General features: G+C 65.1%; 19 protein-coding genes and 3 tRNA genes. 6 read left to right on the forward strand and 16 right to left on the reverse strand.

Annotation, left to right across the window (positions count from 1 at the left end):
• The first annotated feature begins 300 nt into the window (after positions 1 to 300).
• Both lon and GDN70_RS18550 read left to right on the forward strand, forming a co-directional pair.
• Positions 301 to 2,724, forward strand: a complete 2,424-nt coding sequence (gene lon, locus GDN70_RS18545; RefSeq protein WP_152102871.1) for an endopeptidase La — start codon at positions 301 to 303, stop codon at positions 2,722 to 2,724.
• A gap of 72 nt (positions 2,725 to 2,796) precedes the next feature.
• Entirely contained in the window at positions 2,797 to 3,201 is a 405-nt protein-coding gene (locus GDN70_RS18550; RefSeq protein WP_152102872.1) for a GFA family protein, read from the forward strand.
• Positions 3,202 to 3,359: 158 nt separating this feature from the next.
• Here the strand turns inward: GDN70_RS18550 and GDN70_RS18555 are convergent.
• The 3 genes from GDN70_RS18555 to GDN70_RS18565 form a co-directional block, all read right to left on the reverse strand.
• A tRNA-Val gene (locus tag GDN70_RS18555) sits at positions 3,360 to 3,436 on the reverse strand.
• Positions 3,437 to 3,554: 118 nt separating this feature from the next.
• Positions 3,555 to 3,917, reverse strand: coding sequence for a hypothetical protein (locus GDN70_RS18560; RefSeq protein WP_018320121.1), 363 nt, complete (start codon positions 3,915 to 3,917; stop codon positions 3,555 to 3,557).
• A gap of 282 nt (positions 3,918 to 4,199) precedes the next feature.
• A complete protein-coding gene (locus GDN70_RS18565) occupies positions 4,200 to 6,041 on the reverse strand; it encodes a caspase family protein (protein ID WP_173015831.1) in 1,842 nt (613 codons plus the stop codon).
• A 117-nt stretch (positions 6,042 to 6,158) separates the two neighbouring features.
• Here GDN70_RS18565 and GDN70_RS18570 point away from each other — a divergent pair.
• Positions 6,159 to 6,236 (forward strand) — tRNA-Phe (locus GDN70_RS18570).
• 8 nt (positions 6,237 to 6,244) lie between these two features.
• Here GDN70_RS18570 and GDN70_RS18575 read toward each other — a convergent pair.
• Positions 6,245 to 8,023, reverse strand: a complete 1,779-nt coding sequence (locus GDN70_RS18575; RefSeq protein ID WP_152102874.1) for a caspase family protein — start codon at positions 8,021 to 8,023, stop codon at positions 6,245 to 6,247.
• A 370-nt stretch (positions 8,024 to 8,393) separates the two neighbouring features.
• Here GDN70_RS18575 and GDN70_RS18580 point away from each other — a divergent pair, with 370 nt between their 5' ends.
• Both GDN70_RS18580 and GDN70_RS18585 read left to right on the forward strand, forming a co-directional pair.
• Positions 8,394 to 9,254: a class I SAM-dependent methyltransferase gene (locus GDN70_RS18580; RefSeq protein WP_028141440.1), complete on the forward strand. Its 861-nt coding sequence runs from the start codon at positions 8,394 to 8,396 to the stop codon at positions 9,252 to 9,254.
• Positions 9,255 to 9,286: 32 nt separating this feature from the next.
• Entirely contained in the window at positions 9,287 to 10,936 is a 1,650-nt protein-coding gene (locus GDN70_RS18585) for a hypothetical protein (protein ID WP_152102875.1), read from the forward strand.
• A gap of 6 nt (positions 10,937 to 10,942) precedes the next feature.
• Here GDN70_RS18585 and GDN70_RS18590 read toward each other — a convergent pair whose 3' ends face one another.
• The 6 genes from GDN70_RS18590 to GDN70_RS18615 all read right to left on the reverse strand — a co-directional run bounded on the left by GDN70_RS18590 (position 10,943) and on the right by GDN70_RS18615 (position 18,144).
• Positions 10,943 to 11,911: a cation diffusion facilitator family transporter gene (locus GDN70_RS18590; protein ID WP_173015832.1), complete on the reverse strand. Its 969-nt coding sequence runs from the start codon at positions 11,909 to 11,911 to the stop codon at positions 10,943 to 10,945.
• Between the two features lie 2 nt (positions 11,912 to 11,913).
• A complete protein-coding gene (locus tag GDN70_RS18595; RefSeq protein ID WP_152102876.1) occupies positions 11,914 to 15,132 on the reverse strand; it encodes an efflux RND transporter permease subunit in 3,219 nt (1,072 codons plus the stop codon).
• The gene (ihpB, locus tag GDN70_RS18600) at positions 15,125 to 16,099 is read right to left on the reverse strand and encodes a divalent metal ion exporter adaptor subunit IhpB (RefSeq protein WP_028141444.1); all 975 of its coding nucleotides are present in this window, start codon (positions 16,097 to 16,099) and stop codon (positions 15,125 to 15,127) included. The genes GDN70_RS18595 and ihpB overlap by 8 nt, the downstream gene beginning before the upstream one ends.
• On the reverse strand, positions 16,096 to 17,370 hold the full coding sequence (gene ihpA / locus GDN70_RS18605; protein ID WP_028141445.1) for a divalent metal ion exporter subunit IhpA: 1,275 nt from the start codon (positions 17,368 to 17,370) through the stop codon (positions 16,096 to 16,098). Before ihpA ends, ihpB begins: the two co-directional genes overlap by 4 nt.
• Before the next feature lie 55 nt (positions 17,371 to 17,425).
• A complete protein-coding gene (locus GDN70_RS18610) occupies positions 17,426 to 17,788 on the reverse strand; it encodes a hypothetical protein (protein ID WP_038948747.1) in 363 nt (120 codons plus the stop codon).
• Between the two features lie 137 nt (positions 17,789 to 17,925).
• Entirely contained in the window at positions 17,926 to 18,144 is a 219-nt protein-coding gene (locus GDN70_RS18615) for a hypothetical protein (protein WP_244429127.1), read from the reverse strand.
• 350 nt (positions 18,145 to 18,494) lie between these two features.
• On the opposite strand from GDN70_RS18615, the gene GDN70_RS18620 reads away from it, so the two are divergent.
• Positions 18,495 to 19,382, forward strand: coding sequence for a hypothetical protein (locus tag GDN70_RS18620; RefSeq protein WP_038948746.1), 888 nt, complete (start codon positions 18,495 to 18,497; stop codon positions 19,380 to 19,382).
• 57 nt (positions 19,383 to 19,439) lie between these two features.
• On the opposite strand, the gene pepT is transcribed toward GDN70_RS18620, so the two are convergent.
• From pepT to GDN70_RS18650, 6 genes are all read right to left on the reverse strand, one after another.
• The gene (pepT, locus tag GDN70_RS18625; protein ID WP_028141449.1) at positions 19,440 to 20,690 is read right to left on the reverse strand and encodes a peptidase T; all 1,251 of its coding nucleotides are present in this window, start codon (positions 20,688 to 20,690) and stop codon (positions 19,440 to 19,442) included.
• A 102-nt stretch (positions 20,691 to 20,792) separates the two neighbouring features.
• Positions 20,793 to 21,122: an HU family DNA-binding protein gene (locus GDN70_RS18630; RefSeq protein ID WP_028141450.1), complete on the reverse strand. Its 330-nt coding sequence runs from the start codon at positions 21,120 to 21,122 to the stop codon at positions 20,793 to 20,795.
• A 203-nt stretch (positions 21,123 to 21,325) separates the two neighbouring features.
• Positions 21,326 to 21,402 (reverse strand) — tRNA-Asp (locus GDN70_RS18635).
• Between the two features lie 159 nt (positions 21,403 to 21,561).
• Positions 21,562 to 21,765: a hypothetical protein gene (locus tag GDN70_RS18640; protein WP_152102877.1), complete on the reverse strand. Its 204-nt coding sequence runs from the start codon at positions 21,763 to 21,765 to the stop codon at positions 21,562 to 21,564.
• A 143-nt stretch (positions 21,766 to 21,908) separates the two neighbouring features.
• The gene (locus GDN70_RS18645; RefSeq protein WP_028141452.1) at positions 21,909 to 23,204 is read right to left on the reverse strand and encodes an MFS transporter; all 1,296 of its coding nucleotides are present in this window, start codon (positions 23,202 to 23,204) and stop codon (positions 21,909 to 21,911) included.
• A gap of 60 nt (positions 23,205 to 23,264) precedes the next feature.
• The gene (locus GDN70_RS18650; RefSeq protein ID WP_152102878.1) at positions 23,265 to 24,455 is read right to left on the reverse strand and encodes an aromatic ring-hydroxylating dioxygenase subunit alpha; all 1,191 of its coding nucleotides are present in this window, start codon (positions 24,453 to 24,455) and stop codon (positions 23,265 to 23,267) included.
• Positions 24,456 to 24,493 lie beyond the last annotated feature (38 nt).

The raw sequence follows: 24,493 nt of genomic DNA on the forward strand, positions 1-24,493 counted from the left end.
GTATCCTCAAAGTGGGCTGCGGAAGTGTATCTCCGCAGCCGACGTTGCGTCGCTTACCGCGTTGCGTAAGCGCCTGATGGCGCGCGTTTTTCAATGACTTGACACCCCCCGGGTCGATAGCCACCTAATGTCGGCGGCGAGCGAAAATTCTCTTCCAGATTCGCCTCAGTTCCGATCCGGCGAGCCGGTCCAACGCGAAAAACGGACCGATCGGTTTTGCGGATCACCTCGGCACCTTGTGGCGGTTGCGCATGAGCATGGCGGGCTGCGTGCAAGGGGGCAAAGCAAAAGGAAAAGGCCATGACTAATCCAAAACCCAGGCCAACCATCGTTCATGGCGAAACGCACGCCTATCCCGTGCTGCCGCTGCGCGACATCGTCGTCTTCCCGCACATGATCGTTCCGCTCTTCGTCGGTCGCGAGAAGTCGATCCGCGCGCTCGAAGAGGTGATGAAGAACGACGCGCTGATCATGCTCGCGACGCAGAAGAATGCGTCCGACGATGATCCGGCGCCCGACTCCATTTACGAGACCGGTACGCTTGCCAGCGTGCTGCAGCTCTTGAAGCTTCCCGACGGCACCGTGAAGGTGCTGGTCGAAGGGCTCGAGCGTGCGCGCGTGCAGAAATACACCGATCGCGCCGACTATTACGAAGCGACCGCCGTTGCGCTGGCCGACACCGATGCGAAGTCGGTCGAGGCGGAAGCGCTGTCGCGCTCGGTCGTGTCCGACTTCGAGAGCTATGTGAAGCTCAACAAGAAGATCTCGGCCGAGGTCGTCGGCGTCGTGCAGGCGATCACCGATTTCGCCAAGCTCGCCGACACCGTTGCCTCGCATCTCGCCGTCAAGATCGCGGATCGCCAGGGTATCCTGGAGACGCTGTCCGTCACCACGCGCCTGGAGAAGGTGCTGGGCCTGATGGAGAGCGAGATCTCGGTGCTGCAGGTCGAGAAGCGCATCCGCTCCCGGGTCAAGCGCCAGATGGAGAAGACCCAGCGCGAGTATTATCTCAACGAGCAGATGAAGGCGATCCAGAAGGAGCTCGGCGACGACGACGGTCGCGACGAGCTCGCCGATCTCGAAGAGAAGATCGCCAAGACCAAGCTCTCCAAGGAAGCGCGCGAGAAGGCGCAGCATGAATTGAAGAAGCTGCGGCAGATGTCGCCGATGTCCGCGGAAGCGACCGTCGTGCGCAACTATCTGGATTGGCTGCTGTCGATCCCGTGGAACAAGAAGTCCAAGGTGAAGAAGGACCTGGAATCGGCGCAGGCCATCCTGGACTCCGATCACTACGGGCTGGAGAAGGTCAAGGAGCGCATCGTCGAGTATCTCGCCGTGCAGTCGCGCGCCAACAAGCTCACGGGCCCGATCCTGTGCCTGGTCGGGCCTCCCGGCGTCGGCAAGACCTCGCTCGGCAAGTCGATCGCGAAGGCGACGGGGCGCGAATTCGTGCGCGTCTCGCTCGGCGGCGTGCGCGACGAGGCCGAGATCCGCGGTCACCGCCGCACCTATATCGGCTCGATGCCCGGCAAGATCATCCAGTCGATGCGCAAGGCGAAGTCGTCCAATCCGCTGTTCCTGCTGGACGAGATCGACAAGATGGGCGCCGATTTCCGCGGCGATCCGTCCTCGGCTCTGCTCGAGGTCCTCGACCCCGAGCAGAACGGCACCTTCAACGACCACTATCTCGAGGTCGACTACGATCTGTCCAACGTGATGTTCATCACGACCGCGAATACGCTCAATATTCCCGGGCCGCTGATGGACCGCATGGAGATCATCCGGATCGCGGGCTACACCGAGAACGAGAAGGTCGAGATCGCGCGCAAGCATCTGATCCCGAACGCGGTGTCCAAGCATGGCCTGGACTCCAAGGAGTTCTCGATCGACGACGACGCGCTGCTGCTTTTGATCCGCCGCTACACCCGCGAAGCGGGCGTGCGTAATCTGGAGCGTGAGCTCTCCACACTCGCCCGCAAGGCGGTGAAGGAGCTGATGATCTCCAAGAAGAAGTCGGTCAAGGTCACCGAGAAGACTCTGGAAGAGCTGCTCGGCGTGCCGAAGTACCGCTTCGGCGAGATCGAGAGCGAGCCGCAGGTCGGCATCGTTACCGGCCTTGCCTGGACCGATGTCGGCGGTGAGCTGCTCACCATCGAAGGCGTCATGATGCCCGGCAAGGGCAAGATGACGGTCACGGGCAATCTGCGTGACGTGATGAAGGAGTCGATCTCGGCGGCGGCGTCCTACGTCCGCTCGCGGGCGATCAACTACGGCATCGAGCCGCCGATGTTCGACCGCCGCGACATCCACGTGCACGTGCCTGAGGGCGCGACGCCGAAGGACGGCCCGTCCGCGGGCGTCGCCATGGCCACCGCGATCATCTCGGTCATGACCGGCATCCCGGTCCGCCACGATGTCGCGATGACCGGCGAGATCACGCTGCGCGGCCGCGTGCTGCCGATCGGCGGCCTGAAGGAGAAGCTGCTGGCTGCGGCCCGCGGCGGCATCAAGACGGTGCTGATCCCCGAGGACAACGCCAAGGATCTCACGGAGATTTCCGATGCGATCAAGGGCGGCATGGAGATCATCCCGGTCTCGCGCCTCGACGACGTCGTCGCCAAGGCGCTGGTGAAGAAGCCTGTGCCGATCGTCTGGGAAGAGGACACCAAGGTGACGGTGAAGCCGGACGGCGATGAAGCCGCCGGCGGCCTGACCGCTCACTGAGGTTCGGCGAAAAAATGATAGAACGGCGCCTTCGGGCGCCGTTTTTGTTTTGGGGGCAAGGGGAGGAGGGCGATGCAGATCGACGGGCAATGCCATTGCGGGACAATCACCTTCGAGGCCGAGGTCGATCAGGAGGAGGTCTCGGTCTGTCACTGCACCGATTGCCAGACGCTGACCGGCTCGCCGTTCCGGGTGACGGCCGTCTGCTCCGGCGTTGATGTCCGCCTGACCGGCGGCACGCCCAAGGTCTACGGCAAGCGCGGCGACAACGGCCGGATGCGCTTCCAGCACTTCTGCGCCGATTGCGGTTCCCCGCTGTTCACCAGCGGGGAGGGCGATGAGGCCGACGATTGGGGCATCCGCTGGGGCTCTATCCGCCAGCGCGACAAATTGCGCCCCGTCAGGCAGATCTGGTGCCAGTCGGCGGCGGTATGGATCGACGCGGTGCCGCTGCTGCCGGCGAGGCCGCAGGATTGAGGTTGGCCTGCCGAGCCGTAGCTCTCACGGCTCAAAGCCCGCCTTCGCCCGTTGGGCTTCGGCGCGGCAGCCTTCGCTCACTTTCGCGCCACGAGCACGAATGCTGGCCTGCCGAGTTGCCGGCTTGCCCAGCCGTAGCTCGCGAAGCGAGCGAAGGCTGGTGGGCGGTCACGGATTCGAACCGCGGACCCTCTCGGTGTAAACGAGATGCTCTAACCAGCTGAGCTAACCGCCCCACGGCGCCTCTTTAGCGCCTCGGCGGGTGTCGGAGCAAGGGCCGAGCGCGCCCGAGAAGGCGGCGATCGTGCTCGCCGCTGCTGCGCAACGCCTCGGCCCGGAACCCCGCCTGATTGTCAGGCTGTCTTGGTGAACATCGTCAGGACACCATCGGCGATGTTGATCGCGACGACTTGTGACGAGCTCAAGCCCTTGGCCTTGAGCACGGAGGCTGCTTGCGGTGTGGCGTCGATGGACTGCCGGAGCGACTGGATGTCCTTGTCGCTTGTGTGCGCCACGAGTTCATCGACCTTCGCGCGCACGGCCGGCTGCAATTCCTTGACGTCCACAACCTGTATGCTCCGGATCTCGGTGCTGGACTGCGTGGACGGCTGTTCCGCGCCGGGTTGCGACGATGCGCCCTGTGCCTGCACCAGAGCCGGTGTTCCGAGACAGAGAGCTGCAACGATGACGGATGCCGTGAAGCTGCGCATGGTCATGCCTTTTCCAGTTTGAGGAACGGCAAAACCTATCGACGAAATCTGGTTGGCATCTGATTCCGATGTGGCCGTTCGGTGAAACCAATGCGGCCGTAATGCGCACGGATGAGACCGGCTGCGCCGGGTCTGGTGATGTCTACGGCAAGGGGTTAGCTCAGCTGGTTAGAGCATCTCGTTTACACCGAGAGGGTCCGCGGTTCGATTCCGTGACCGAAAGTGAAGAACAGCCAACTCTGGGGCCGAAAAATTCGACCCGGCTAAACTCCTGAAGCTGCCGAAGAGTTAGGGACACACTTCCCTGTATCCGACCGATCCCGCACCCGACGAGCTCCCACTCTCGACCCGGCATCCCGATTTGACCGGACGACAGCCTGCGTTGCCGCATATAAGCTGCCCGCTTGCCTGAGGCTTGGATGGTTTGGCTTCCGTTTGCTTGCGCTCAGTATCCCGCTTCTTGGCGTCCTCGCGCGTCGCGACCGGCTTCTTGTCCTGCACCTTCTCGCATTCATTGTCGTCATTGACGCGGTAGCCGGCGCGGCAGGCGATCTTGGTGCAGGTGTCGCCGTCTGCCCTGAAGCCGCGGTCGCAGATCAGCGGACAGACGCGGCCGGGCTTCGCCTTGATCGCGTCCAGCGCATCGAAGCTTGCAAGCTTGGCGTCGAATTTGGTGCCGGCATATTTGTTGAACAGCGCCAGCGAACGCTGTGATGAGGCATTCCAATCGCCGTCTGCGGAAGCTGTCAGACAGCCGACACGGCGGAGCTCCGACTGAACCAGCTTCGTCGTTTCCTGCGGCGACATTGTCGGCGGGGTCGAAGAGGGCGCTATCGCTGCGACCTTCTGCTCCGCGCTGGCAGAGGCTTGTTTCTCCGCGGCCAGCTTGGCGGCCGTCTCGGCGGTGGCCTTGTCGTTCGCCAGCTTCTCGGCGAGCGCCTTCTCCGCGGCCAGCTTCTCGGCGAGGGCCTTCGCCGCTGCCGCCTCGGCGTCCTTCCGGCGCTGCTCGGCTGCGGCGGCCTTGGCTTCCTCGACGTGCTTGGCCTTCTCGGCCGCAAGACGCTTCTCCTCGGCCGCCTTGGCCGCGGCCGCCGCCTTCTCCTGCTCGGCCTTGGTGGCGCGCTCGGCTGCGAGCCGGGCCTTCTCCTCTTCCGCCTGCCGAGCCTTGTCCGCCGTGGTCGCGCGGGTTTCTTCGGCAGCGATCTTGTTCAACTGGCCTTTGGCAAGATCGGTATAGAAGCTACTCGGAAAGCGGTTGAGGAAGGCTGTCCAGCCGTCACGCGTACCGAGCTGAAGCGCCAGTTCGTAGTCGCGCCGGATCTCACTGTCGGGGTTGGCCTGGGGGCCGGCGACGACCGGTTTCGTCGCAACCAGCGGCACGTCGTCGCCGCCCAGCGAGCCATAGACATAGGGCTCCTGCTTGTAGCCGGTGTTCTTGAGGACATCGTCGCGCACGAAGCCGAAGGCCTTGCGCAGGTCGAGCCCCGGCGTCGGCAGGCGTTCGACCAGCGCTGCGGCAAACGGGCTGTTTTTGGCGTCGCCGTCCGAAGCGGTCGAGCCCGCCTTCGCCGCGAAGGCGACCATGGTGTTCGGGCTGGTCGGCTCGACCTTGGCGAGGCCGCGGCCGATGGCGCGCGCGGCGATCGTGCGCTTCATGGTCTTGGCAAAGGGATTGTCGCGGCAGGCATCGAGGATGACGAGGCGGAGCTGCTTGGCCGGTTCGACCGCGAACAAAGCGCGGTCCAGCGGCAGCGTCTCGTCGAGGACGTCGCTGTCGGTCTCGAGCGTTGCGTCGGTGGGGATCAGATAGTTGGTGCCGTCGAGCTCGATGCCGTGGCCGGCATAATAGACGACGGCGACGTCGGCCTCACGTGCTTTGCCACCGAAGTCGCGCAGCGCACGCCGCATCTCGGCGGCATTGAGATCGAGCTTGATGTCGACGAGGTCGAATCCGGCCTTCTTCAACATGCCGCCGACCGCGGAGGCGTCGTTCACCGGATTGGCGAGCCTCGGCGCGCTCTTGTAGGCGGAATTGCCCATCACCAGGGCGACGCGCTTTTCCGCGTGCGCCGGGCCGCAGCCCAGGCACAAGACCGTCAATAAAAATAGAAAAAACCGAAACACGCCCATTGCAGCCCCAAATCGCAATGTGACCAGAATAGTCCAGAGCATGCCATCAAGGCAAAGCCCCCTATGTGACCAACGTCACAGGCGTCCGGGCCAGCCCGCGTGGGGTTAATAGGTGGCGATGCGGTTGGCTCAGCTGGTTAGAGCATCTCGTTGAAACCGGGAGGGTCCGCGGTTCGAATCCGTGACCGCCCACCACCAGCCGATCAGTTGCACACTTCAACCTGATGCGCTGCAGACCCGTACTGGCCTCCGACCCTCAAACGCTCGATTCGACACCCGGGCTTCACTGCCCGGCAGCCGGCGTCGTTGCAGAGGATTTGACCTGATGCTTGCGGCTTCGCCGGTGCGGTTTCGACCTGCCTGCGCTGCTCATCCCGCTTCTTGGGTTCATCGCGCGTGGCGACCGGCTTCTTCTCCTGCACCTTCTCGCATTCGTTGTCGTCATTGACGCGGTAGCCGGCGCGGCAGGCGATCTTGGTGCATGTGTCGCCGTCGGCCTTGAAGCCGTGGTCGCAGATCAGCGGGCAGACGCGCCCCGGCTTGGCCTTGATCGCGTCGAGCGCATCGAAGCTCGCGAGCTTGGCGTCGAATCTGGTGCCGGCGTATTTGTTGAACAGCGTGAGCGATCGCTGTGAAGAGGCATTCCATTCGCCATCCGCAGCGGCGGTCAGACAGCCGACGCGGCGCAGCTCCGATTGGACAAGCTTGGTCATTTCCTGCGGCGACATCTCCGGCGGAGTCGAAGAGGGCGCAACGGCCGCGATCTTCTGCTCCGCATTGCCTGAGGCCTGTTTCTCGGCGGCCTGCTTGTCGGCCAGGGCCTTTGCTGCTGCCGCCTCGGCGTCCTTCCGCCGCTGCTCGGCTGCGGCCGCCTTGGCTTCCTCGATCTGCTTGGCCTTCTCGGCGGCGAGACGCTTGTCCTCGGCCGCCTTGGCCGCGGCTGCCGCCTTCTCCTGCTCGGCCTTGTTGGCGCGCTCGGCGGCGAGGCGGGCCTTCTCCTCTTCCGCCTGCCGGGCCTTGTCTGCCGTGGTCGCACGGGTTTCCTCGGCGGCGATCTTGTTCAACTGGCCTTTGGCGAGATCGGTATAGAAGCCGCTCGGAAAGCGGTTGAGGAAGGCGGTCCATCCGTCGCGTGTCCCAAGCTGAAGCGCCAATTCGTAGTCGCGCCGGATCTCGCTATCGGGATTTGCTTGGGGTCCGGCGACGACAGGCTTCGCCGCGATCAGCGGGACGTCGTCGCCGCCGAGCGAGCCGTAGACATAGGGCTCCTGCTTGTAACCGGTGTTCTTGAGGACGTCGTCACGGACGAAGCCGAACGCCTTGCGAAGGTCAAGGCCGGGTGTCGGCAGCCGTTCGACCAGGGCTGCGGCAAACGGGCTGTTCTTGGAGTCGCCGTCCGAGGCCGTCGAGCCGGCCTTGGCGGCGAAGGCGATCATCGTGTTCGGGCTGGTCGGCTCGACCTTGGCGAGGCCGCGGCCGATGGCGCGCGCGGCCACCGTCCGTTTCATCGTCTTGGCGAACGGATTGTCGCGGCAGGCATCGAGAACGACGAGGCGAAGCTGCTTGGCCGGCTCGATGGCGAACAGCAGCCGATCGAGCGGGAAAGCCTCGTCGAAGACATCGGTATCGGTTTCCAGCGCGGCGTCGGTCGGAACGAGATAATTGTTGCCGTCCAGCTCGATCCCGTGGCCGGCATAATAGATGACGGCGACGTCGGCCTCGCGCGCCTTGGTGCCGAACTCGCGCAGGGCCTTGCGCATGTCGACGACGCTCAGGTCGAGCTTGACGTCCACGGTGTCGAAGCCGGCCTTCCTGAACATGCCGCCGACCAGCGAGGCGTCGTTCACCGGATTGGTCAGCCGGGGCACGCTCTTGTAGGCGCAATTGCCGATGACGAGAGCCACTCGCTTTTCAGCGTGCGCCGATCCGCAGCCCAGGCAGAATATCGCCAGAAAAAATAGAAAAATCCGAATCGTGCCCATTGCAGCCCCAAATCGCAATGTGATCAGAGTAGTCGGAGTATGCCCTGGAGGCAAAGGCACCTAATGTGACGAACATCACAGGCGCCCGTACGGGCATAGGCCAATGTCCGCTCGCAAGTCACAACGGAGGGTTGGCCAATGTGCGCTCTGCTGGATCTCATCTACCGACGTGTCTGCCGGGCGTGCCTGCGCGAAGCGCGTCGCATGAGCCGAGACCGTTCGACCATCGCAATCTCGTAATTCCGGGCCCGGCGCGCGACCCGCCTTGACTCCTTGAAGGGGTGCGCCCGCCATCCCGACGTGGTATCGCCCCTGTGCGGTTGCAAAACCGACGGGATGGGCATCGCGAATGGGAATGACCGGGAACACCATGCAGCAGCCGAGCGGACACGAGCAAAACGCCGACCAGATCGCCTATTGGAACGGCCCGAGCGGCCAGCGCTGGGCCGATCGCCATGCGGCGCAGGAGAGCCTGCTCGGACCGATTGCCGCGGCGCTGATCGACCGCGCCAAGCCGAGGCCCGGGGAGCGCGTCCTCGATGTCGGCTGCGGCTCCGGTGCGACGACGTTCGCGTTCGCCAAGGCGGTGGCGCCCGATGGGTTTGCGCTCGGCCTCGATGTGTCAGAGCCGATGCTGTCCCAGGCGCGCGCGTTCGCGCCAAAAGGCCTGCCGCTCGATTTCGTGCTGGCGGATGCAACGGTGCATCCGTTCGAGCCGGCGAGCTTCGATCTTTTGGCCTCGCGCTTCGGCGTGATGTTCTTTGCCGATCCCATTGCGTCCTTCAGCAACTTGCGGCGCGCGCTGAAGCCGACCGGGCGGCTCGCCTTCGCCTGCTGGCGCGAGCCAAAGGAAAACCCGTGGATGATGGCGCCGCTGATGGCGGTCTACAAGCACGTGCCGAAGATGCCGCCGGTCGGGCCGGAGGAGCCGGGCCCGTTTGCGTTCGCCTCGGAGGAGCGTGTGATGCGCATCCTGAAGGGAGCGGGTTTCGTCGACATGGCGATGGAGCCGCATAATCTGGAGATGGATGTCGCGATCGGTGGCGGCCTCGATGCCGCGGTTGACGGTGCCCTGCAGATCGGCCCAGCCAGCCGCGCGCTGCAGGGACACCCGCCGGAGACGTATGCGGCCGCAAAAGCCTCGATCCGCGAGATGCTCGCGCCCTTCCAGAAGGAGCAGAGCGTCGCGTTGCAGGGCGCGATCTGGATCGTGACCGCGAAGGCGACGTAGTCGCCCCCAACTCCCGGTTGCGAGCATTGAAGATGAATCCAGCACTGAACCAGCGCACTGGTCTTTGGTCCGCCTTGCCCCGGTGGGTGAACTCCATCGCGTGGTTCTGGGTCTGGGTTTGCGCGATCGGCCTGGCCTTGATGGTTCACCTTGCTTTCCTGATGAACTGGCCGGATCACTTCATCCATGAGGACAGCGCGGCCTATATCATACAGGCCGAATCCATCCTGAGAGGACAATATCTCGAGGATATGATGAAGCGGCCGTACGGTGTGGCCGCCTTCCTTGTGCTGCTGTCAAAACTGTTCGGCCCGCACATCCTCGTCTTCGTCATCGCGCAGCACCTGATGAGCGTCGGCACTGCGCTTTTCGTTGCAGGGATCGTGCGTTTTGCCGGCGCGCCGCGTTTCTTCGCGCTCGTGGCCTTTTGTCTGGCGGCGTTGCACGGCCGCATCGTCCACTACGACAACACGATCGGTGCGGAGACGATCTCCAACTTCCTGGTCAGTCTTGCGGCTTTCATCGCCGCGGGCGCCGCCTTCAGGAAATGGCCGGCGTTGCCGGCCGCAGCGGCCGTGGGCTTGACGCTCGGCGCCGTGATGACATGCCGGTCGGCGGCGATAGGTCAGGCCGGGGTCATTCTGTTGTGGCTGGTGGTGGTGCTGGACGCAGGGCTCCTGCGCCGGCTTGGCGTGCTTGCACTGGCAGGCTTTTTCGCTTCGGCCGTCTACCTGACGCCGGCGGCGATCAACTTGGCGATCGGCAAACGCCCCGCCGGCAACGAGATCGTGGCCGCGATGGCCTTCGTGGTCGGCTATTCCGGCGATTTCGAGCACGGCGTTCATCTCGACCGGAAGGCGCAGGCGCGGGGATACGTCGAGCAGATGCGGGCTGCGGACACTCCTCAGGGATGGCCCGACACCGGTGTCTATCAGTGGCCGTTCGGCGCGATACACCGGCTGGCGAAGCCCGGCGACAGCGAAGTGGATCTCGAGCGGGTCGTGCGTGACATCTTCATCGAAACGCTGACGACGCCATCGACGCTCTATCGACACCTCACGAAGCACTTTTTCCGGGAAATGTACTTCCTGCTGTTCGACGCAAATTCGGTTGCGCGGCGGACGCCCAATCCGCAGGGCTACGAATATTTCATGGACCGCGACAGGTTCCCGTTCTTTGGCAGCCCGACCGGGTTGAAGTCCGGACAGTTGGTTCACGACTACTACAAACCCTGGTGGCCACTGTCGCGGCTGCTCTCCGCGGATCGGCTTCAGCTCACCCTGAACCGCCTTTTTGCGCGTGGCTACGCGCCCAACTCGGAGCTGGTCGCGCTGTGCTGCGGGGTGGAGGTTTCGACCGAATACGACGATTTCCCGGGTCCGATCTGGTGGCTGTCCGCGGCGACACTCGGCCTCGCTCTCGTGCTTCTGATTGGCGTCCCTGCGAGCCATGCGGGTTTGGTGCGGTGGCCGACCGGCCGCCTTGTTGCCGGCGGTAGCTTGATGATCCTGCTGGCGTTGGCCAGCGCCGCATTTCCGACCTTCCTCGTTTATGGGCTCAATCGCTACGCGTACTACGTCATTCCCTTCCTCGCCGGCTCGAGCGCAATCCTGGGGAGTGTGCTGTTCGATTGGCTCAGGGCCGGGGCCAAGTCCGAGCGGGCCGAGCGCGGCGAGGCATAGACGCGGTCACACCACATCATCCGGCGCCAGCGCGCAGCCATTGTCCGGATGGGTCTCGACCTGAAGCGTGGTGTGGCCGATGCGATGGGTCGTCTTCAGGAGCTGCGCCGTCTCCATCAGGAAGGCATCGCCAGCCCCAGTGGGCATGACGAGGTGGCAGGTCAGCGCCGTCTCGGTGGTCGAGATCGGCCAGACATGGAGATCGTGGATCGCGGACACGCCGGGACGCGCGAGCAAGAACGACCTGATCGCGGCGAGGTCGGTGCCCTTGGGCGCTGCCGCCATCGACATGTCGATGGAGCCGCGCAACAGGCTGGTCGTGCTCCACAGGATGGTGGCGCAGATGACGAGGCTGGTGAGGGGGTCGAGCCAGAGCCAGCCGGTCCAGATGATCAGCGCCGCCGAGACCACGACGCCAAGCGAGACCGCTGCGTCGGCGGCCATGTGCAGATAGGCGCCTTCGACGTTGATGTCGTCCTTGCGGCCGCTCGCAAACAGCATGGCCGTGAAGCCGTTGATGAGGATGCCGATGCCGGCGACCACCATCACCGTGACGCCCGCGACCGGCTCCGGCTCGCGCAGGCGCAGGATCGCCTCCCAGCCGATTGCGCCGGTTGCGACCAGCAGGAACACCGCATTGGCCAGTGCCGCCAGAATGGTGGAGGCGCGAAAACCGTAGGTGAAGCGTCCGCTCGGCGCGCGCCGTGCCGCGATCGAGGCGCCCCAGGCCACGACCAGTCCGAGCACGTCGGACAAATTATGGCCGGCGTCCGCGAGCAGGGCGGTGGAATTGCCGAGATAGCCGTAGACCGCCTCGGCCACGACGAGGGCGGCGTTGAGCGAAATGCCGATCGCGAACGCCTTGCCGAAATTGGCGGGCGCATGGACATGGCCGTGACCGTGGTCGTGACCATGACCAGGACCATGGTCGGCGTGATCATGGTGATGATGACCGTGATGGTCGTGGCTGCCCAATTCTAGCGCTCCCCGGACGTCGCCAAATCAGCTGCCATTGTAGGCGTTTCGTTTGCGACGTCACGGCGGAACAGCACGTAGAGCGCGGGCAGCACCAGCAATGTCAGCACGGTCGAGGAGATGATGCCGCCGATCACCACGGTCGCCAGCGGCCGCTGCACCTCGGCGCCGGCACCGGTCGCGAGCGCCATCGGCACGAAGCCGAGCGAGGCGACCAGCGCGGTCATCAGCACCGGGCGCAGCCGCGTCAGCGCCCCCTCGCGCACGGCGTCCGCGATGGGCCGCCCCTCGCTGCGCAGGCGCTCGATGAAGGCGATGATGACGAGGCCGTTGAGGACAGCGACGCCCGACAGCGCGATGAAGCCGACGCCGGCGCTGATGGAAAGCGGAATACCGCGCAGCAAGAGCGCGGCGACGCCGCCGGTCAGCGCCAGCGGCACGCCGGAAAACACCAGCGCTGCGTCCGCCGCCGACCCCATGCCCATGAACAGCAGCAGGAACACCAGCAGCAGCGCCACCGGCACCACGATCATCAGCCGTTTTGTCGCGGAGACCAACTGCTCGAACTGGCCGCCCCAGCCGATCCAGTAGCCGGGTGGCAGCTTGACCTTCTCCGCGACCGCCGTCTCGGCTTCGGCCACGAAGGAGCCGAGGTCGCGCGCGCGGACATTGGCCGTGACGACGATGCGCCGCTTGCCGTTCTCGCGGCTGATCTGGTTCGGGCCGGGCGTGGCATCCACGGTTGCGACCGACGACAGCGGCACATAGCGCATCTGGGTGAGCGGGGAGGCGGACAGCGCGGTGCGAACGGCCGTGCCGGTTGCTGCGTCCTCGCCGGGCGGCAGAGGGATCGGGATCGCCCGGATCGCCTCGAGATTGCCGCGTAGATGCTCCGGCAGGCGAACCACGATATCGAAGCGGCGGTCGCCCTCGAACAGCTTGCCGGCCGATTTGCCGCCGACGGCGATCTCGACGATGCCCTGCACCTCACCGACGCTGAGGCCGTAGCGGGCGAGCGCCTGGCGATCGAGGCGGACGGTGAGGATCGGAAGCCCTGCGACCTGCTCGATCTTGACGTCGCTGGCGCCGCGGACGCCGCGGATCGCGGCCTCGACCTGCTTGGCGGCGCCTTGCAGGATGTCGAGGTCATCGCCGAAGATCTTGACGCCGACGTCGCTGCGCACCCCCGAGATCAGCTCGTTGACGCGGAACTGGATCGGCTGGGAGATCTCATAGGCGCTGCCGGGAATGTCGTCGGCGGCCTTGTCGATCGCTTCGATCACCTCCGATTTCGATTTGCCCGGGTCGGGCCATTCGGCGCGCGGCTTCAGCATGATGTAGCCATCCGTCTGCGCCGGCGACATCGGATCGGTCGCGATCTCGGCGGTCCCGATGCGGGTGAAGAACTCCTTCACCTCCGGAATCTGCGTGATGCGCTTTTCCAGCGCCTTCTGCAGGTCCAGCGATTGCGTCAGACTGGTGCCGGGAATCCGGATCGAGGCCAGCGCGACGTCGCCTTCGTCCAGGCTCGGAATGAACTCGCCGCCCATTCGCGAAGCGGCGATGCCGCTTGCGACCACGATGAATGCGGCCATGACGGCGACCGCGAGCCGGTTGTCGATGGCAAAGCGGAGCAGGGGGAGGTAGGCGCGCTTGGCCATGCGCATGAACAGGTTTTCGTGCTCGGACACCTTGCCGGTGACGAAGATGGCGACGGCCGCCGGCACGAAGGTGATGGAGAACAGCACCGCGGCGCCCAGCGCCATCAGCACGGTCAGCGCCATCGGCGTGAACATCTTGCCCTCGACGCCCGTCAGCGTCAGCACGGGCAGATAGACCACGGCGATGATCAGCGTTCCGAACAGGCTCGGCTTGATCACCTCGCTGGACCCGCGCAGGATCGCACGGAGCCGCTCAGAGGTCGTGAGCAGGCCGCCTTTCTCGCGCTGGGCCGCGGCCAGCATGCGCAGGCAATTCTCGACGATGATCACGGCACCGTCGACGATGATGCCGAAGTCGATCGCGCCGAGGCTCATCAGGTTCGCGCTGACTTTCGTCTCGACCATGCCGGTGATCGTCATCGCCATGGACAGCGGAATGACGCAGGCCACCACGAGGGCGGCGCGGATGTTGCCGAGGATCAGGAACAGCACCGCCACCACCAGGGCGGCGCCTTCGAGGAGGTTGTTCCTGACGGTACGGATGGTGGCTTCGACCAGATCGGTGCGGTCGTAGACGGTTCGCGTCACGACGCCATCGGGCAGCGATTTGGCGATGTCCTCGAGCCGGGCCGCGACGCGGCGGGCCACCGTGCGGCTGTTCTCGCCGATCAGCAGCATGGCGGTGCCGAGCACGGTCTCCTCGCCATCGCGCGTCGCCGCGCCCGTGCGCAGATCGCGGCCTTCCGTGACGGTCGCGACATCCCTGATCCTGACGGGATTTCCGCCGCGCGAGCCGATGACGATGTCCTGGATCTCGCCGATATTGCCGACCTGGCCGGGGGAGCGAACCAGATATTGCTCGCCGTTGCGCTCGATATAGCCGGCGCCGACATTGGCGTTGTTGGCGGCGAGCGCCGTCATGACGTCGCGAAAGCCGAGCCGGTAGGCCATCAGTTTGCCCGGGTCCGGCAGCACATGGAATTGCCGCTCGAAGCCGCCGATGGTGTTGACCTCGATCACCCCTGGCACGTTGCGAAGCTGCGGCTTGATGATCCAGTCCTGCACGGTGCGCAAATCGGTCAACGAATAGTCGTGACCGCCTTGCGTCTTCGCGCCCGTCTTGACTTCCACGGTGTACATGAAGATCTCGCCGAGCCCGGTCGAGACCGGGCCCATCGCGACCTCGACGCCAGCCGGAAGCTGGTCTTTCACCTGCTGGATGCGTTCGCCGACGAGCTGGCGGGCGAAAAAGATGTCGGTGCCGTCCTTGAAGACGACCGTCACCTGGCTGAGGCCGTAGCGCGACAGCGAGCGGGTATAGTCGAGCTTGGGCAGGCCGCCCATCGCGGTCTCGACGGGGAAGGTGATGCGCTGCTCCGTCTCGAGCGGCGAATAGCCGGGCGCGCGGGTGTTGATCTGGACCTGGATGTTGGTGATGTCAGGCACCGCGTCGATCGGAAGGCGCTGGAAATTCCAGGCCCCGAAAGCAATGGCGCCGAGCGCCAACAGGAGTACCAGCCAGCGCTGATGCAGCGAGACGGCGATGAGGCGCTCAATCATGTTCGGCCTCGCCCTTGCCCATCTCCGCCTTCACGACGAAGCTGTTCTCGGCGACGTAGTGCTCGCCGGCCGACAGGCCGGCCTTGATCTCGACATGGCGCGGATCGGAATCCCCTGTTTCAACCGGGCGTGCCTCGATCTTGTCGCCGTCCTCGCGGACGAACACGATGGTCCGGTTCTCCAGCGTCTGGATCGCGCTGCGGCGTACGGCGACCGCGACGTTGCGCGCGGCGAGGATCAGCCTCGCCGTGACGAACAGGCCGGGCCGCAGGCGGCCATCCGGATTTTGCAGCACCACGCGTGCAAGCGCTGTCTGGGTCTCGCTGGAGCCGATCGGCGCCATGTAGGAGATCGTGCCCTTGATCTCGCCGCGGCCATCGTCGGGATCGATCAGCACCTCGTCGTTGAGGTGGACGCGCCGGAGATCCTGCCGATAGATCGACAGGTCGACCCAGATGGTCGAGAGGTCGGCGACGACGAAGGCCGGCTTCTGTTCGGAGGCATATTCGCCGAGCGAGATTTGTCGCTCGATGATGGTTCCGGCAATGGGAGCTTTCAGCTCGTAGACGGTGAGGCTCTGGTTGCTCTCGATCGCGGCGAGCAGATCGTCCTTGCCGACCTTGTCGCCGATGCGCTTCTGGATCGATTTGGCGAGGCCCGGAAAGCGCGGCGTCACCTGCACCACGGCTTCCTGGTTGGCACGCAGAATGCCATTGAAGGCGAGCGTGTCGGTCAGGGTCGCGCTCGCGGCCTCGGCGAGCGTGACGCCCGCGGCCGCCAGCTTGACGTCGGAGATGCGGATGCGGTCGGCACCATGCTCATCCTGCTCGACATGGTCGTTCGGCTTCTTTTCGGAATGCTCAGTGTGCTCGGTATGCGCGGGCGTGGCCGGCGCGAGCAGGGAATAGCCGTAAGCGCCGAGCGCGGCGGCAACGATGGCGACGAGAATGGTGGAGGACGTCTTCATCGTGCGCTCTCCCGCGCCAGCGTGAAGGGATTGCCGACGAGACCTTCGATGGTCGCAACGCCTGCGTGGAAATTCTGAAGCGCCTCCTGCTCGCGCAGCCGCGCCTGGGTGACGCTCGCCTCGGCGTCGAGTACCTCGAGCAGGGTGAAGCGGCCCTGGCCGTAGCCTTGCGAAATCGCCTCGGACGCCTCGACGGCCTTGGGAATGGCGGTCTCACGCAGCACGGCGAGCTCGCGCAGCGAGCCCTGCAACGAGTCGTAGGCGCGGCCGGCAATCACGATCAAGGTGTTGCGGTTGGCCTCGCGCTCGGCCTTGGTCTTGGCGAGGCTTTCCTGCGCCGAGAGGATATTGCCCTGGTTCTGGTCGAACACGGGGATCGGCACCGAGAGGGAGAGCCGCACCGCATCGTCATTGGTCTCGTTGAAGTGGCGCCAGCCGGCGGCGATCCGCACGTCCGGATAGGGCTTGAGCCGGGCCAGCAGCAGCTCGGCATTGCGCTGGGCGAAGACGGCGGTCCAGCGCACCAACTGCGGATTGGCATCGATGGCGGCGACCACCGACTGGAACGTCGGCGGCTTGCCCATGGTGTCGAGACGGCCGGAGACCTCGCCGAATTTCGCGGATGCGTCGCCCATCAGCACGGCAAGCTCGCGCCGGGCGCTGGCCAGCGTTGCCTTGAAGCGTTCGCGGTCGGCCTTCACCAGGGCGGAGGCCACTTCGGCGCGGCCAGTCTCGGCCGGCGAGGAGGCGCCGGCCTCGACGCGGCGGCGCAGGAGCGGCGTCAAGCGGTCGATCGCCGCAATCTGCTCGTCGAGGATCTGGATGCGTCGCTGCGCGCCGAGCACGCTGAGGAAGGCGATCGCGGTCTCCGACAGCACCTCCAGCCTGACCGCCTTGCGCTGGATCGCGGCGACCTCGATCCCGGCCGCGCCGGCCGCGATCCGCGCGTCGCGCTTGCCGAACAGCTCAAAGGCCTGGCTGATCTGGAGCGTGGTCTCGGCCGATCGGGTCCCGCGATATTTGCCGGAGCCGAATGAATCGTCCTGCTCGTAGGACAGTTCCGGATTGAGCAGGGCGCCCGCCTGGATGCGCTGGCCCGTGGCGATGCCGACGTCGCGCTCCGCCGCCGTCAGCCGTGGGCTCGCGGCCAGCGCGCGCGACAGCGCGCTCCGCATCGTCAAAGTCTGGGCGTGCGACGGCGCAATCGCCGATCCAGCAATCAGACACGCCACCGCGCACGCCAGGCGCGCGGCCATTCTCCTGCGCAACATAAAACCGACCTGTGAAGGATGAACCTAATGGGCGCGGACGCCCCGACCAATCCGTTCAGGCAATATGTTTGGGAGGCGGGGAATCGGTATCGGGGGTAATTCCAGCGAGCCGGGGTACAGGCTGCGGGCTCGATGCGGCTGCAGGCGCGACCGAAACGGCCGCCGGCGGCGGCTGTGTCACCGTCAGCGAGAAGCAGCCATGGCAATGATGTCCGCCGATGGCCTTGTGGTCGCTGTGGCCCGTGGGGCCATCAAGGACCGCTGCGATCTCCGAGCCGCCGCCCGGCGTGGTGACGTCGATGTCGTGCGAGCCATGCAGCGCGCTCGCGAGCAGGTAGGCAACCGCGATCAGCACAGACAGCAGCCCGCGCCAGTTGCGCCGGCGGCAAGTTGCTGAGGGCTGGCGGTTCGCGGGCACGACGTCACTCTGGTTGCGGTCTATGCCCGGCCTAGCATGGGGGTGGGAACAGTGTCGACCTGCAACATTGTTACGTCCCTTGAAGAATTGCCGCAGTGCTGGCCGCAAACGCCAACACGCGTCTCATTGGCGCGTGATCAGGCCCAGTTGAGCGTCGGCTGCTGCTTCGCATGCCACCTCTGGAAGATCGCCGGTGTCGCCGGCTTCGGCCGAGACGATTGCGCAACGGCCGGCTTCCATCGCCGCTCCAGCCATTTGATGGCTTCATTGACCCATCTGTCGTGCTGCTCGGGATCGGCGATCGCCTTTTCCCGAAATGCATCTGCCTGATGAAGGCACGCCGTTCTGCGGTCCACGCGGCTCTCCCCGATCCGGAGGTTCCGCCCCGGTGGCATCCTTTATGATCGCAGAGCCGGCGTCGCTAACATAGGACAGGAAGCGCAAAAGGAAGGCCCCAGCCCGGGGCTGACCGGCTGAGGCCTTCGTGCTCACAATCTTCATCCTTGGGACTCGAACAGGCAACGCCCGTCTCGCCGGTTCGTTCCGCAATTGATGCCGAATTAGGAACGTTCCTCATATCTCGCGATTTAGCGAGCAGGAGAAACTGAGGAGGACGGGACTATGGACGGACTGATTTATCTCATCGGCTTGATCGTCGTGGTCATGGCGATCCTGTCGTTCTTCGGCCTGCGCTGAGAGAACGGCAATGGAAACCCTCGTACGCGACAACATGATGGAGCGCGGTGCCACGGCTGCCGACGACCGCCGGACCATCCAGTGGAGCTCGGTGCTCGCAGGCGCTCTCGCCGCCGGCGCAATGTCGTTCATTCTGGTCGGCTTCGGTGTCGCGGTCGGCTTGGGTGTCAGTTCGGCCTCGCCGACTTGGCGCGATGCCTCGGCGGCGCTGGCGCTGCTCTCCGGGCTCTATCTGATCGTCCAGGCGATCATCAGCTTCGGCTTCGGCGGCTACATCGCTGGCCGGACGACGCGACCGGCGCCTGCGCTTGCAACGATCGAGGATGATGGCGAGCGGCGCGACGGGCTGCATGGCCTGACCGCCTGGGCATTGGCCGTGCTGGCTGGCGCAGCTCTGCTGGCGCTTCTTGGCGCTGCTGCGATCGACCGTTCGCCGATGCGCAGCTCGGCGAGCAATACCTCCGCAGCCGAGCCGCTGCTGAGCTATGAGCTCGACAAGCTGTTCCGCGCGCCCCGCCGCGCGCCAAACACGGATCTGAGGGAAGCCCGCGCCGAAGCGGGGCGTGTCCTCATGACGTCATCCAGCCACAGCGGCGTCAGCGCCGATGACCGGACCTACCTCGTGCAGCAGGTTGCCGCAGTAACGGGACTGGCGGCCCCTGACGCCGAACGGCGCGTCGATGTGCTGATCGCAGACTCGAAGACGGCCATCAACCGCGCGCGGCGCAACGCGATCATCGTGGCCTTCTCGGTCGCAGCCGCGACCCTGATCGGCGCCGCGGTGGCTTGGGCTGCGGCTGTCGCTGGCGGACGGCATCGTGACGGAGAGCCGTTGCCGAACTGGATGGCGAGCTCAAATCGCTTCCACCGCAGCCCGCGCGCAATGCCGGTGCCGTAGGTTCCAAAACAAATGGCCGGGCGCAAGCCCGGCCATAACGGACGCCTGCAGGAAGTTTCAGGCTTTCTCCTCCCAGATCATCGCGAGATGCACGATGGTCTGCACGGCTTTTTCCATGTCCTGCCGGCTGACCCATTCGAGCCGCGAATGAAACGCGTGCTCGCCGGCAAAGATGTTGGGGCAGGGCAGGCCCATGAAAGACAGGCGCGAGCCGTCGGTGCCACCGCGGATCGCGGTGCGCATCGGGCGCAGGCCGGCGCGGCGGATCGCCTCGATAGCGTATTCGAGCACGTGCGGGTGACGGTCGATCACCTGCTTCATGTTGCGGTACTGCTCCCGCACCTCGAACGTGTAGGTCGAGCGCGGATAGTCCTTCATCACGTCCTTGACGATGGTCTCGAGCAGGACCTCCTTCTCCTTCAGCCCTTCCTCGGTGAAGTCGCGGACGATGAACGAGAGCCTCGCCTGTTCCAGCGCACCCTCGATGCCGATCGGATGCAGAAAGCCCTGCTTGCCCGAGGTCGTCTCCGGCGAGCAGCCTTCCTTCGGCAGCCGCTCGACGATGGCGGCCGCGATCTTGATCGCGTGCTCCATCTTGCCCTTGGCGTAGCCGGGATGGGCGCTGACGCCGTTGATGGTGATGGTGGCGCCGTCGGCCGAGAACGTCTCGTCCTCGACGCAGCCGGCGCTTTCGCCGTCCATGGTGTAGCCGAAATCGGCACCCAGCTTGTTGATGTCGACATTGTCGACGCCGCGGCCGATCTCCTCGTCCGGCGTGAACAGGATCTTGATGGTGCCGTGCTTCACATCGGGATTGTTGATGAAGAAGTGCGCGGCATCCATGATCTCGGCAACGCCCGCCTTGTTGTCGGCGCCCAGCAGCGTGGTGCCGTCGGTGGTGATGATGTCGTTGCCGATCTGGTTCTTCAGCGCGGGATGCTCATTGAAGCGGATCACCTGGCTGGCATCGCCCGGCAGGGTGATGTCGCCGCCGCGATAGTTCCTCAGAACTTGCGGCTTCACGTCCTTGCCGGTGACGTCGGGCGAAGTGTCCATGTGCGAGCAGAAGCAGATCACCGGCACCTTCTTGTCGGTGTTGGCCGGGATCGTTCCGTAGACGTAGCCGTAATCGTCGAGATGCGCGTCCGCGACGCCCATGGCCTTCAGCTCGGCGGCGAGCACGCGGCCGAGATCCTTCTGCTTCTCGGTCGAGGGCGAGTGAGGGGATTCCGGATCGGACTGGGTGTCGATGGTGACGTAGCGCAGGAAGCGCTCGGTCACGGTATGCGAAAAGGTGAGGGAGGACATTTCTGGTCAAACCGCCGGGGTCAGGGAAGCAGCCGGTATACCAGAAAAGCGGGCCGCGTTGCGGCAGGAAGGAGGTGGGATCAGGCTTAACGAAGAGTAGCCTCAGATCGCCTCTTTCAGTTCCTTGACCGGGCGGAAGGTGACCTTCTTGCTGGCCTTGATGTGGATCGGCTCGCCGGTGGCGGGATTACGGCCGGTCCGGGCGGCGCGCTTGCGGACCTGGAGGATGCCGAGCCCGACGATGCGGACCCGATCGCCCTTCCTGAGGTGCTTGGCGATCAAATCGACCATGTCGGTCAGGACCGCCTCGGCGTGCTTTTTCGACAGATCCTGGCTCTCGGCGATATCGGCGGCGAGCTGCTTGAGCGTGATGGTGGCGGGAGCGGCTGCCTTCTTCGCCGAATCCTTCTTGGCCGAATCCTTCTTAGCCATGACTGGCCTCCCCGGTTGTCCAATGACAGGGAATCCCTGGAAAAGCCGAGAATGCGTGGGGATCCCTCTAAGTCCTTTGAGACGTAGACGATTCGGGCGCGGGCTGACTATGCCGAGAGTTCCCGCCAGCGGCAGGGAATCGCCGGCGCAGATGCGGCAGAAGTCGAGAAGTTCAAGCTAAGACTATGAAGGGGTTGCCAAAATGGCGCGAGAGACGGGGCTCGAACCCGCGACCTCCGGCGTGACAGGCCGGCGCTCTAACCAACTGAGCTACTCCCGCGTGGTTCGCTCGATGCGCGCGGAACGAGGGGGGAATTAAAGGCGGGGCTGAGTGAAGTCAAGGACGTTGCGCTGGCACGGTGTATCTCGGCTAAGCATTGCTCTGGAAAACGAAAAGGCCGCCCGGAGGCGGCCATCGGTCAGCCCGGAAGCGGACCTTTCAGCGAATCTCGGACATGCCGGCGCTCGTCACCACCACCGGCTTGCCGGCCTTGATCACGTGGGTGGACTGGGCGGTCTGGCTGTAATCGGCATTGGTGCGGGCTGCGATCCCGAAGGCCGCCACTGTGATGCCAGCCACCAGCGCCACCACCACGATCTTCAGGTGGGTCGCACGATCAGCAGAGTGAATTGAGTGGTTCATCTGAGCCTCCCGACGGGCTTTGCCGCCGTCTATGGGCTCATGTCTTAAGGACCATCTGTTTCCGGATGGTTTCGCGGGTTCCGCAAAATGGTTTCATCTCGCCGCCCGGCCTGTTTCGCCGGGCGGGCCCAACCGGGCCGGTCTCAGGCCGCGGCACGGCCGATGTCGTCCCGGATCGCGCGGGCGGCCCAGATGAACAGGAGTGCGCCGAGCGTGGTCGTGACCGCCGCCGAGAGCAGGGAATAGCGCACGGCCTCTGCGCCATAACTGCCCTTCAGCGCGTCATTGACCATGCCGACCGCGAGCGGGCCGACACCCTGGCCGAAGCAGGTGGCGGTGAGCGCAATCAGCGCGGAGGCGAGCGCGCGCATGCTGGGCTTGGCCACCGTCTGCGCGATCGCGAAGATCGGGCCGAGATGGAAGCCGACCAGGAACGAGGTCAGCGCGAGCATGGCGACCATCATCGCGAAATCCTGCGTCAGCATGCACAGCGCGAACACCGGCCCGGCGAGTCCCGAGGTGATCGCGGGCGCCCACAGCTTCCAGCGGTCGTCGCGGCGGCTGACCTGCGCCACGACGAAACCGCCGAGCAGGGTGCCGGCCATGCCGGCCAGGCCCTTGAAGGTGCCGGCATAGGTGCCGATCTCGGCGCTCGACAGATGATGCACGCGGGCCAGGAACGGCGGGATCCAGGCCGCGGTCGCGTAGTTCGTGTAGGTGGTGAGGCAGAAGCCGATCAGGACGATGATGAAGCTGCGCTGCGAGGCGAGAAAGCGCAGCGTCGGCCCGAGCGGCTCGGGCACGAAACTCTCCTGCATCGCGCCGCGCTTCGGCTCGGAGATCGTCAGCCACAGCACCAGTGCGAGCAGGATGCCGGGCAGGCCGGCGACATAGAAGGCCATCCGCCAGCCATAGTGCTGGTTGACGTAGCCGCCGATGAAATAGCCGAGGAAGACGCCGAGATAGGTGCCGATGGCGTAGATGCCGAGCGCGCGCGGGCGCTCGTTCTTGGCGAAGAGGTCGGCGACGATCGATTGCGAGGCCGGCGAGCCCGCGGATTCGCCGACGCCGACGCCGATGCGCGCCAGCGCCAGCGAGGTTACGCTGGTGGCCGCGCCGCACAGCGCGGTCATCGCGCTCCAGAACGCAAAGGCCAACGCCACGATGTTGCGGCGGTTGAGCCGGTCGGCAACACGCGCAATGGGAATGCCGAGCAGAGAATAGAACAGCGCAAAGCCGAAGCCCGCGAGCAGGCCCATCATGGTGTCGCTGAGGGCAAACTCCTTCTTGATCGGCTCGATCAGCACGTTGAAGATCGTGCGGTCGAGGAAGTTCAGCGCGTAGATGATGGTGAGCAGCCCCAGCACGTAATAGCGCCGCGCCGGGGGCTTTGCCGCGGCAGCCGTTTGCACCGACATCTGTGACGTCACATCGACCATCGCTTCCCCCAATCTGTCGTTGTTATCGTTGTCGGTCCAGCTCCGTTTGGAGCTGGTAGATCAGCCTTCGCGGATGTAATTCCCCGCTTCGAATGCGACCGGAGGCGCGCCGGCATCGAACGAGACGCCGATCGGATCGCGGCCCGCGGCGAGCGCATCGAGCTGGTCGCTCAGCATGCGCCGGATCAACAGGATGCCGCGGTCGCTCTGGCCGAAATGCTCCTCGGAATGAACGGTGACCTCGCCCTGGCCGACCTGGGCCTCGTAATCGCCCGGAAATTGCTGGTGCTCTTGCTCGGTCATGTCCCACCAGAACTTGCCGTTGAACTTCGAGCGCATGCGGCTGATGTCGCCGGAGTTCTTGACGCGACCGGCGACATAGATCCGGAAGGAGCCATCGTCGATCGGAAGAACCCAGCCGATCGACTCGACGCGGGCGAACTGCGCGACGCGCGGGTTCGGCACGACGCGTAAGGTCGGCAGCGCGGCCTCGCTGACGCGATAGAACACCTTGCCGTCGTCCTGCTTGCGCTCGGAGCGGACGAGGACGCCGCGCGGCGATTTCTCGAACGTCACCTCCGGGATCGACGCCATCATGTTGGTGAATTGCGGGCCCGAGAACGAGCCGTGCAGCACCGGCACGTGATAGGGATCGACCACGTTCTCGAAATGCTGCAGCCAGTTGCACGGAATGATGGCGGGGCCACCGCCGCCGATCGAGGAATCATCGGCCTCGACCAGCTCGCCGTCGTCCATTGTCTCCAGGCATTCGTAAGCCGGCAGCACCGGGCGTTTCTCGGCCGGGCCCATATAGGCGAAGATCAGTCCGTAGCGTTCCTCGACCGGATACCAGGGCTGGCGCACCTTGTCCTTGAACTGACCGCCATCGGGCTCGCAGGGCTGCTCCAGGCAGTGGCCCTCGGTGTCGAACTTCCAGCCGTGATAGCAGCAACGGATGCCGTCCTCCTCGACCTTGCCATAGTAGAGCGTAGTGCCGCGGTGGCAGCAGCGGGCGTGCAAGAGGCCGGCGCGGCCATGCTTGTCGCGGAACAGCACCAGATCCTCACCCAGTGCGCGGACCTTCCTCGGTGTGTCGGTGGCGTCACCGACGAGCCCGACCGGGTGCCAGTAACGGCGCAGCAGTTCGCCCATCGGCGTGCCGCGCACGACCGAGGTCAGCTCGGTGCGGGTGTGCGCCGGCTTCATCGCATAGGCCGTGCCGAGATCGCGATCCCGCTGGGTGATGGTCATGCTGGTCCTCCCGCTTTGGCCGTGATGGCCGGGGCCTT

Source organism: Bradyrhizobium sp. TM102 (assembly GCF_009176685.1).
GTDB classification, from domain to species: Bacteria; Pseudomonadota; Alphaproteobacteria; order Rhizobiales; family Xanthobacteraceae; genus Bradyrhizobium; species Bradyrhizobium ottawaense.

What these genes read in the sequence shown, in the direction of transcription:
- pepT (WP_028141449.1), bottom strand. Translation starts at nt 20,690, where the DNA reads ATGTCCTCCCTCACCTTTTCGCATACCGTGACCGAGCGCTTCCTGCGC.
- GDN70_RS18585 (WP_152102875.1), top strand. Translation starts at nt 9,287, where the DNA reads ATGAATCCAGCACTGAACCAGCGCACTGGTCTTTGGTCCGCCTTGCCC.
- GDN70_RS18565 (WP_173015831.1), bottom strand. Translation starts at nt 6,041, where the DNA reads ATGGGCGTGTTTCGGTTTTTTCTATTTTTATTGACGGTCTTGTGCCTG.
- GDN70_RS18645 (WP_028141452.1), bottom strand. Translation starts at nt 23,204, where the DNA reads ATGGTCGATGTGACGTCACAGATGTCGGTGCAAACGGCTGCCGCGGCA.
- GDN70_RS18560 (WP_018320121.1), bottom strand. Translation starts at nt 3,917, where the DNA reads ATGACCATGCGCAGCTTCACGGCATCCGTCATCGTTGCAGCTCTCTGT.
- GDN70_RS18575 (WP_152102874.1), bottom strand. Translation starts at nt 8,023, where the DNA reads ATGGGCACGATTCGGATTTTTCTATTTTTTCTGGCGATATTCTGCCTG.
- GDN70_RS18580 (WP_028141440.1), top strand. Translation starts at nt 8,394, where the DNA reads ATGCAGCAGCCGAGCGGACACGAGCAAAACGCCGACCAGATCGCCTAT.
- ihpA (WP_028141445.1), bottom strand. Translation starts at nt 17,370, where the DNA reads ATGTTGCGCAGGAGAATGGCCGCGCGCCTGGCGTGCGCGGTGGCGTGT.
- GDN70_RS18620 (WP_038948746.1), top strand. Translation starts at nt 18,495, where the DNA reads ATGGAAACCCTCGTACGCGACAACATGATGGAGCGCGGTGCCACGGCT.
- lon (WP_152102871.1), top strand. Translation starts at nt 301, where the DNA reads ATGACTAATCCAAAACCCAGGCCAACCATCGTTCATGGCGAAACGCAC.
- GDN70_RS18650 (WP_152102878.1), bottom strand. Translation starts at nt 24,455, where the DNA reads ATGACCATCACCCAGCGGGATCGCGATCTCGGCACGGCCTATGCGATG.
- GDN70_RS18550 (WP_152102872.1), top strand. Translation starts at nt 2,797, where the DNA reads ATGCAGATCGACGGGCAATGCCATTGCGGGACAATCACCTTCGAGGCC.
- GDN70_RS18595 (WP_152102876.1), bottom strand. Translation starts at nt 15,132, where the DNA reads ATGATTGAGCGCCTCATCGCCGTCTCGCTGCATCAGCGCTGGCTGGTA.
- ihpB (WP_028141444.1), bottom strand. Translation starts at nt 16,099, where the DNA reads ATGAAGACGTCCTCCACCATTCTCGTCGCCATCGTTGCCGCCGCGCTC.
- GDN70_RS18640 (WP_152102877.1), bottom strand. Translation starts at nt 21,765, where the DNA reads ATGAACCACTCAATTCACTCTGCTGATCGTGCGACCCACCTGAAGATC.
- GDN70_RS18630 (WP_028141450.1), bottom strand. Translation starts at nt 21,122, where the DNA reads ATGGCTAAGAAGGATTCGGCCAAGAAGGATTCGGCGAAGAAGGCAGCC.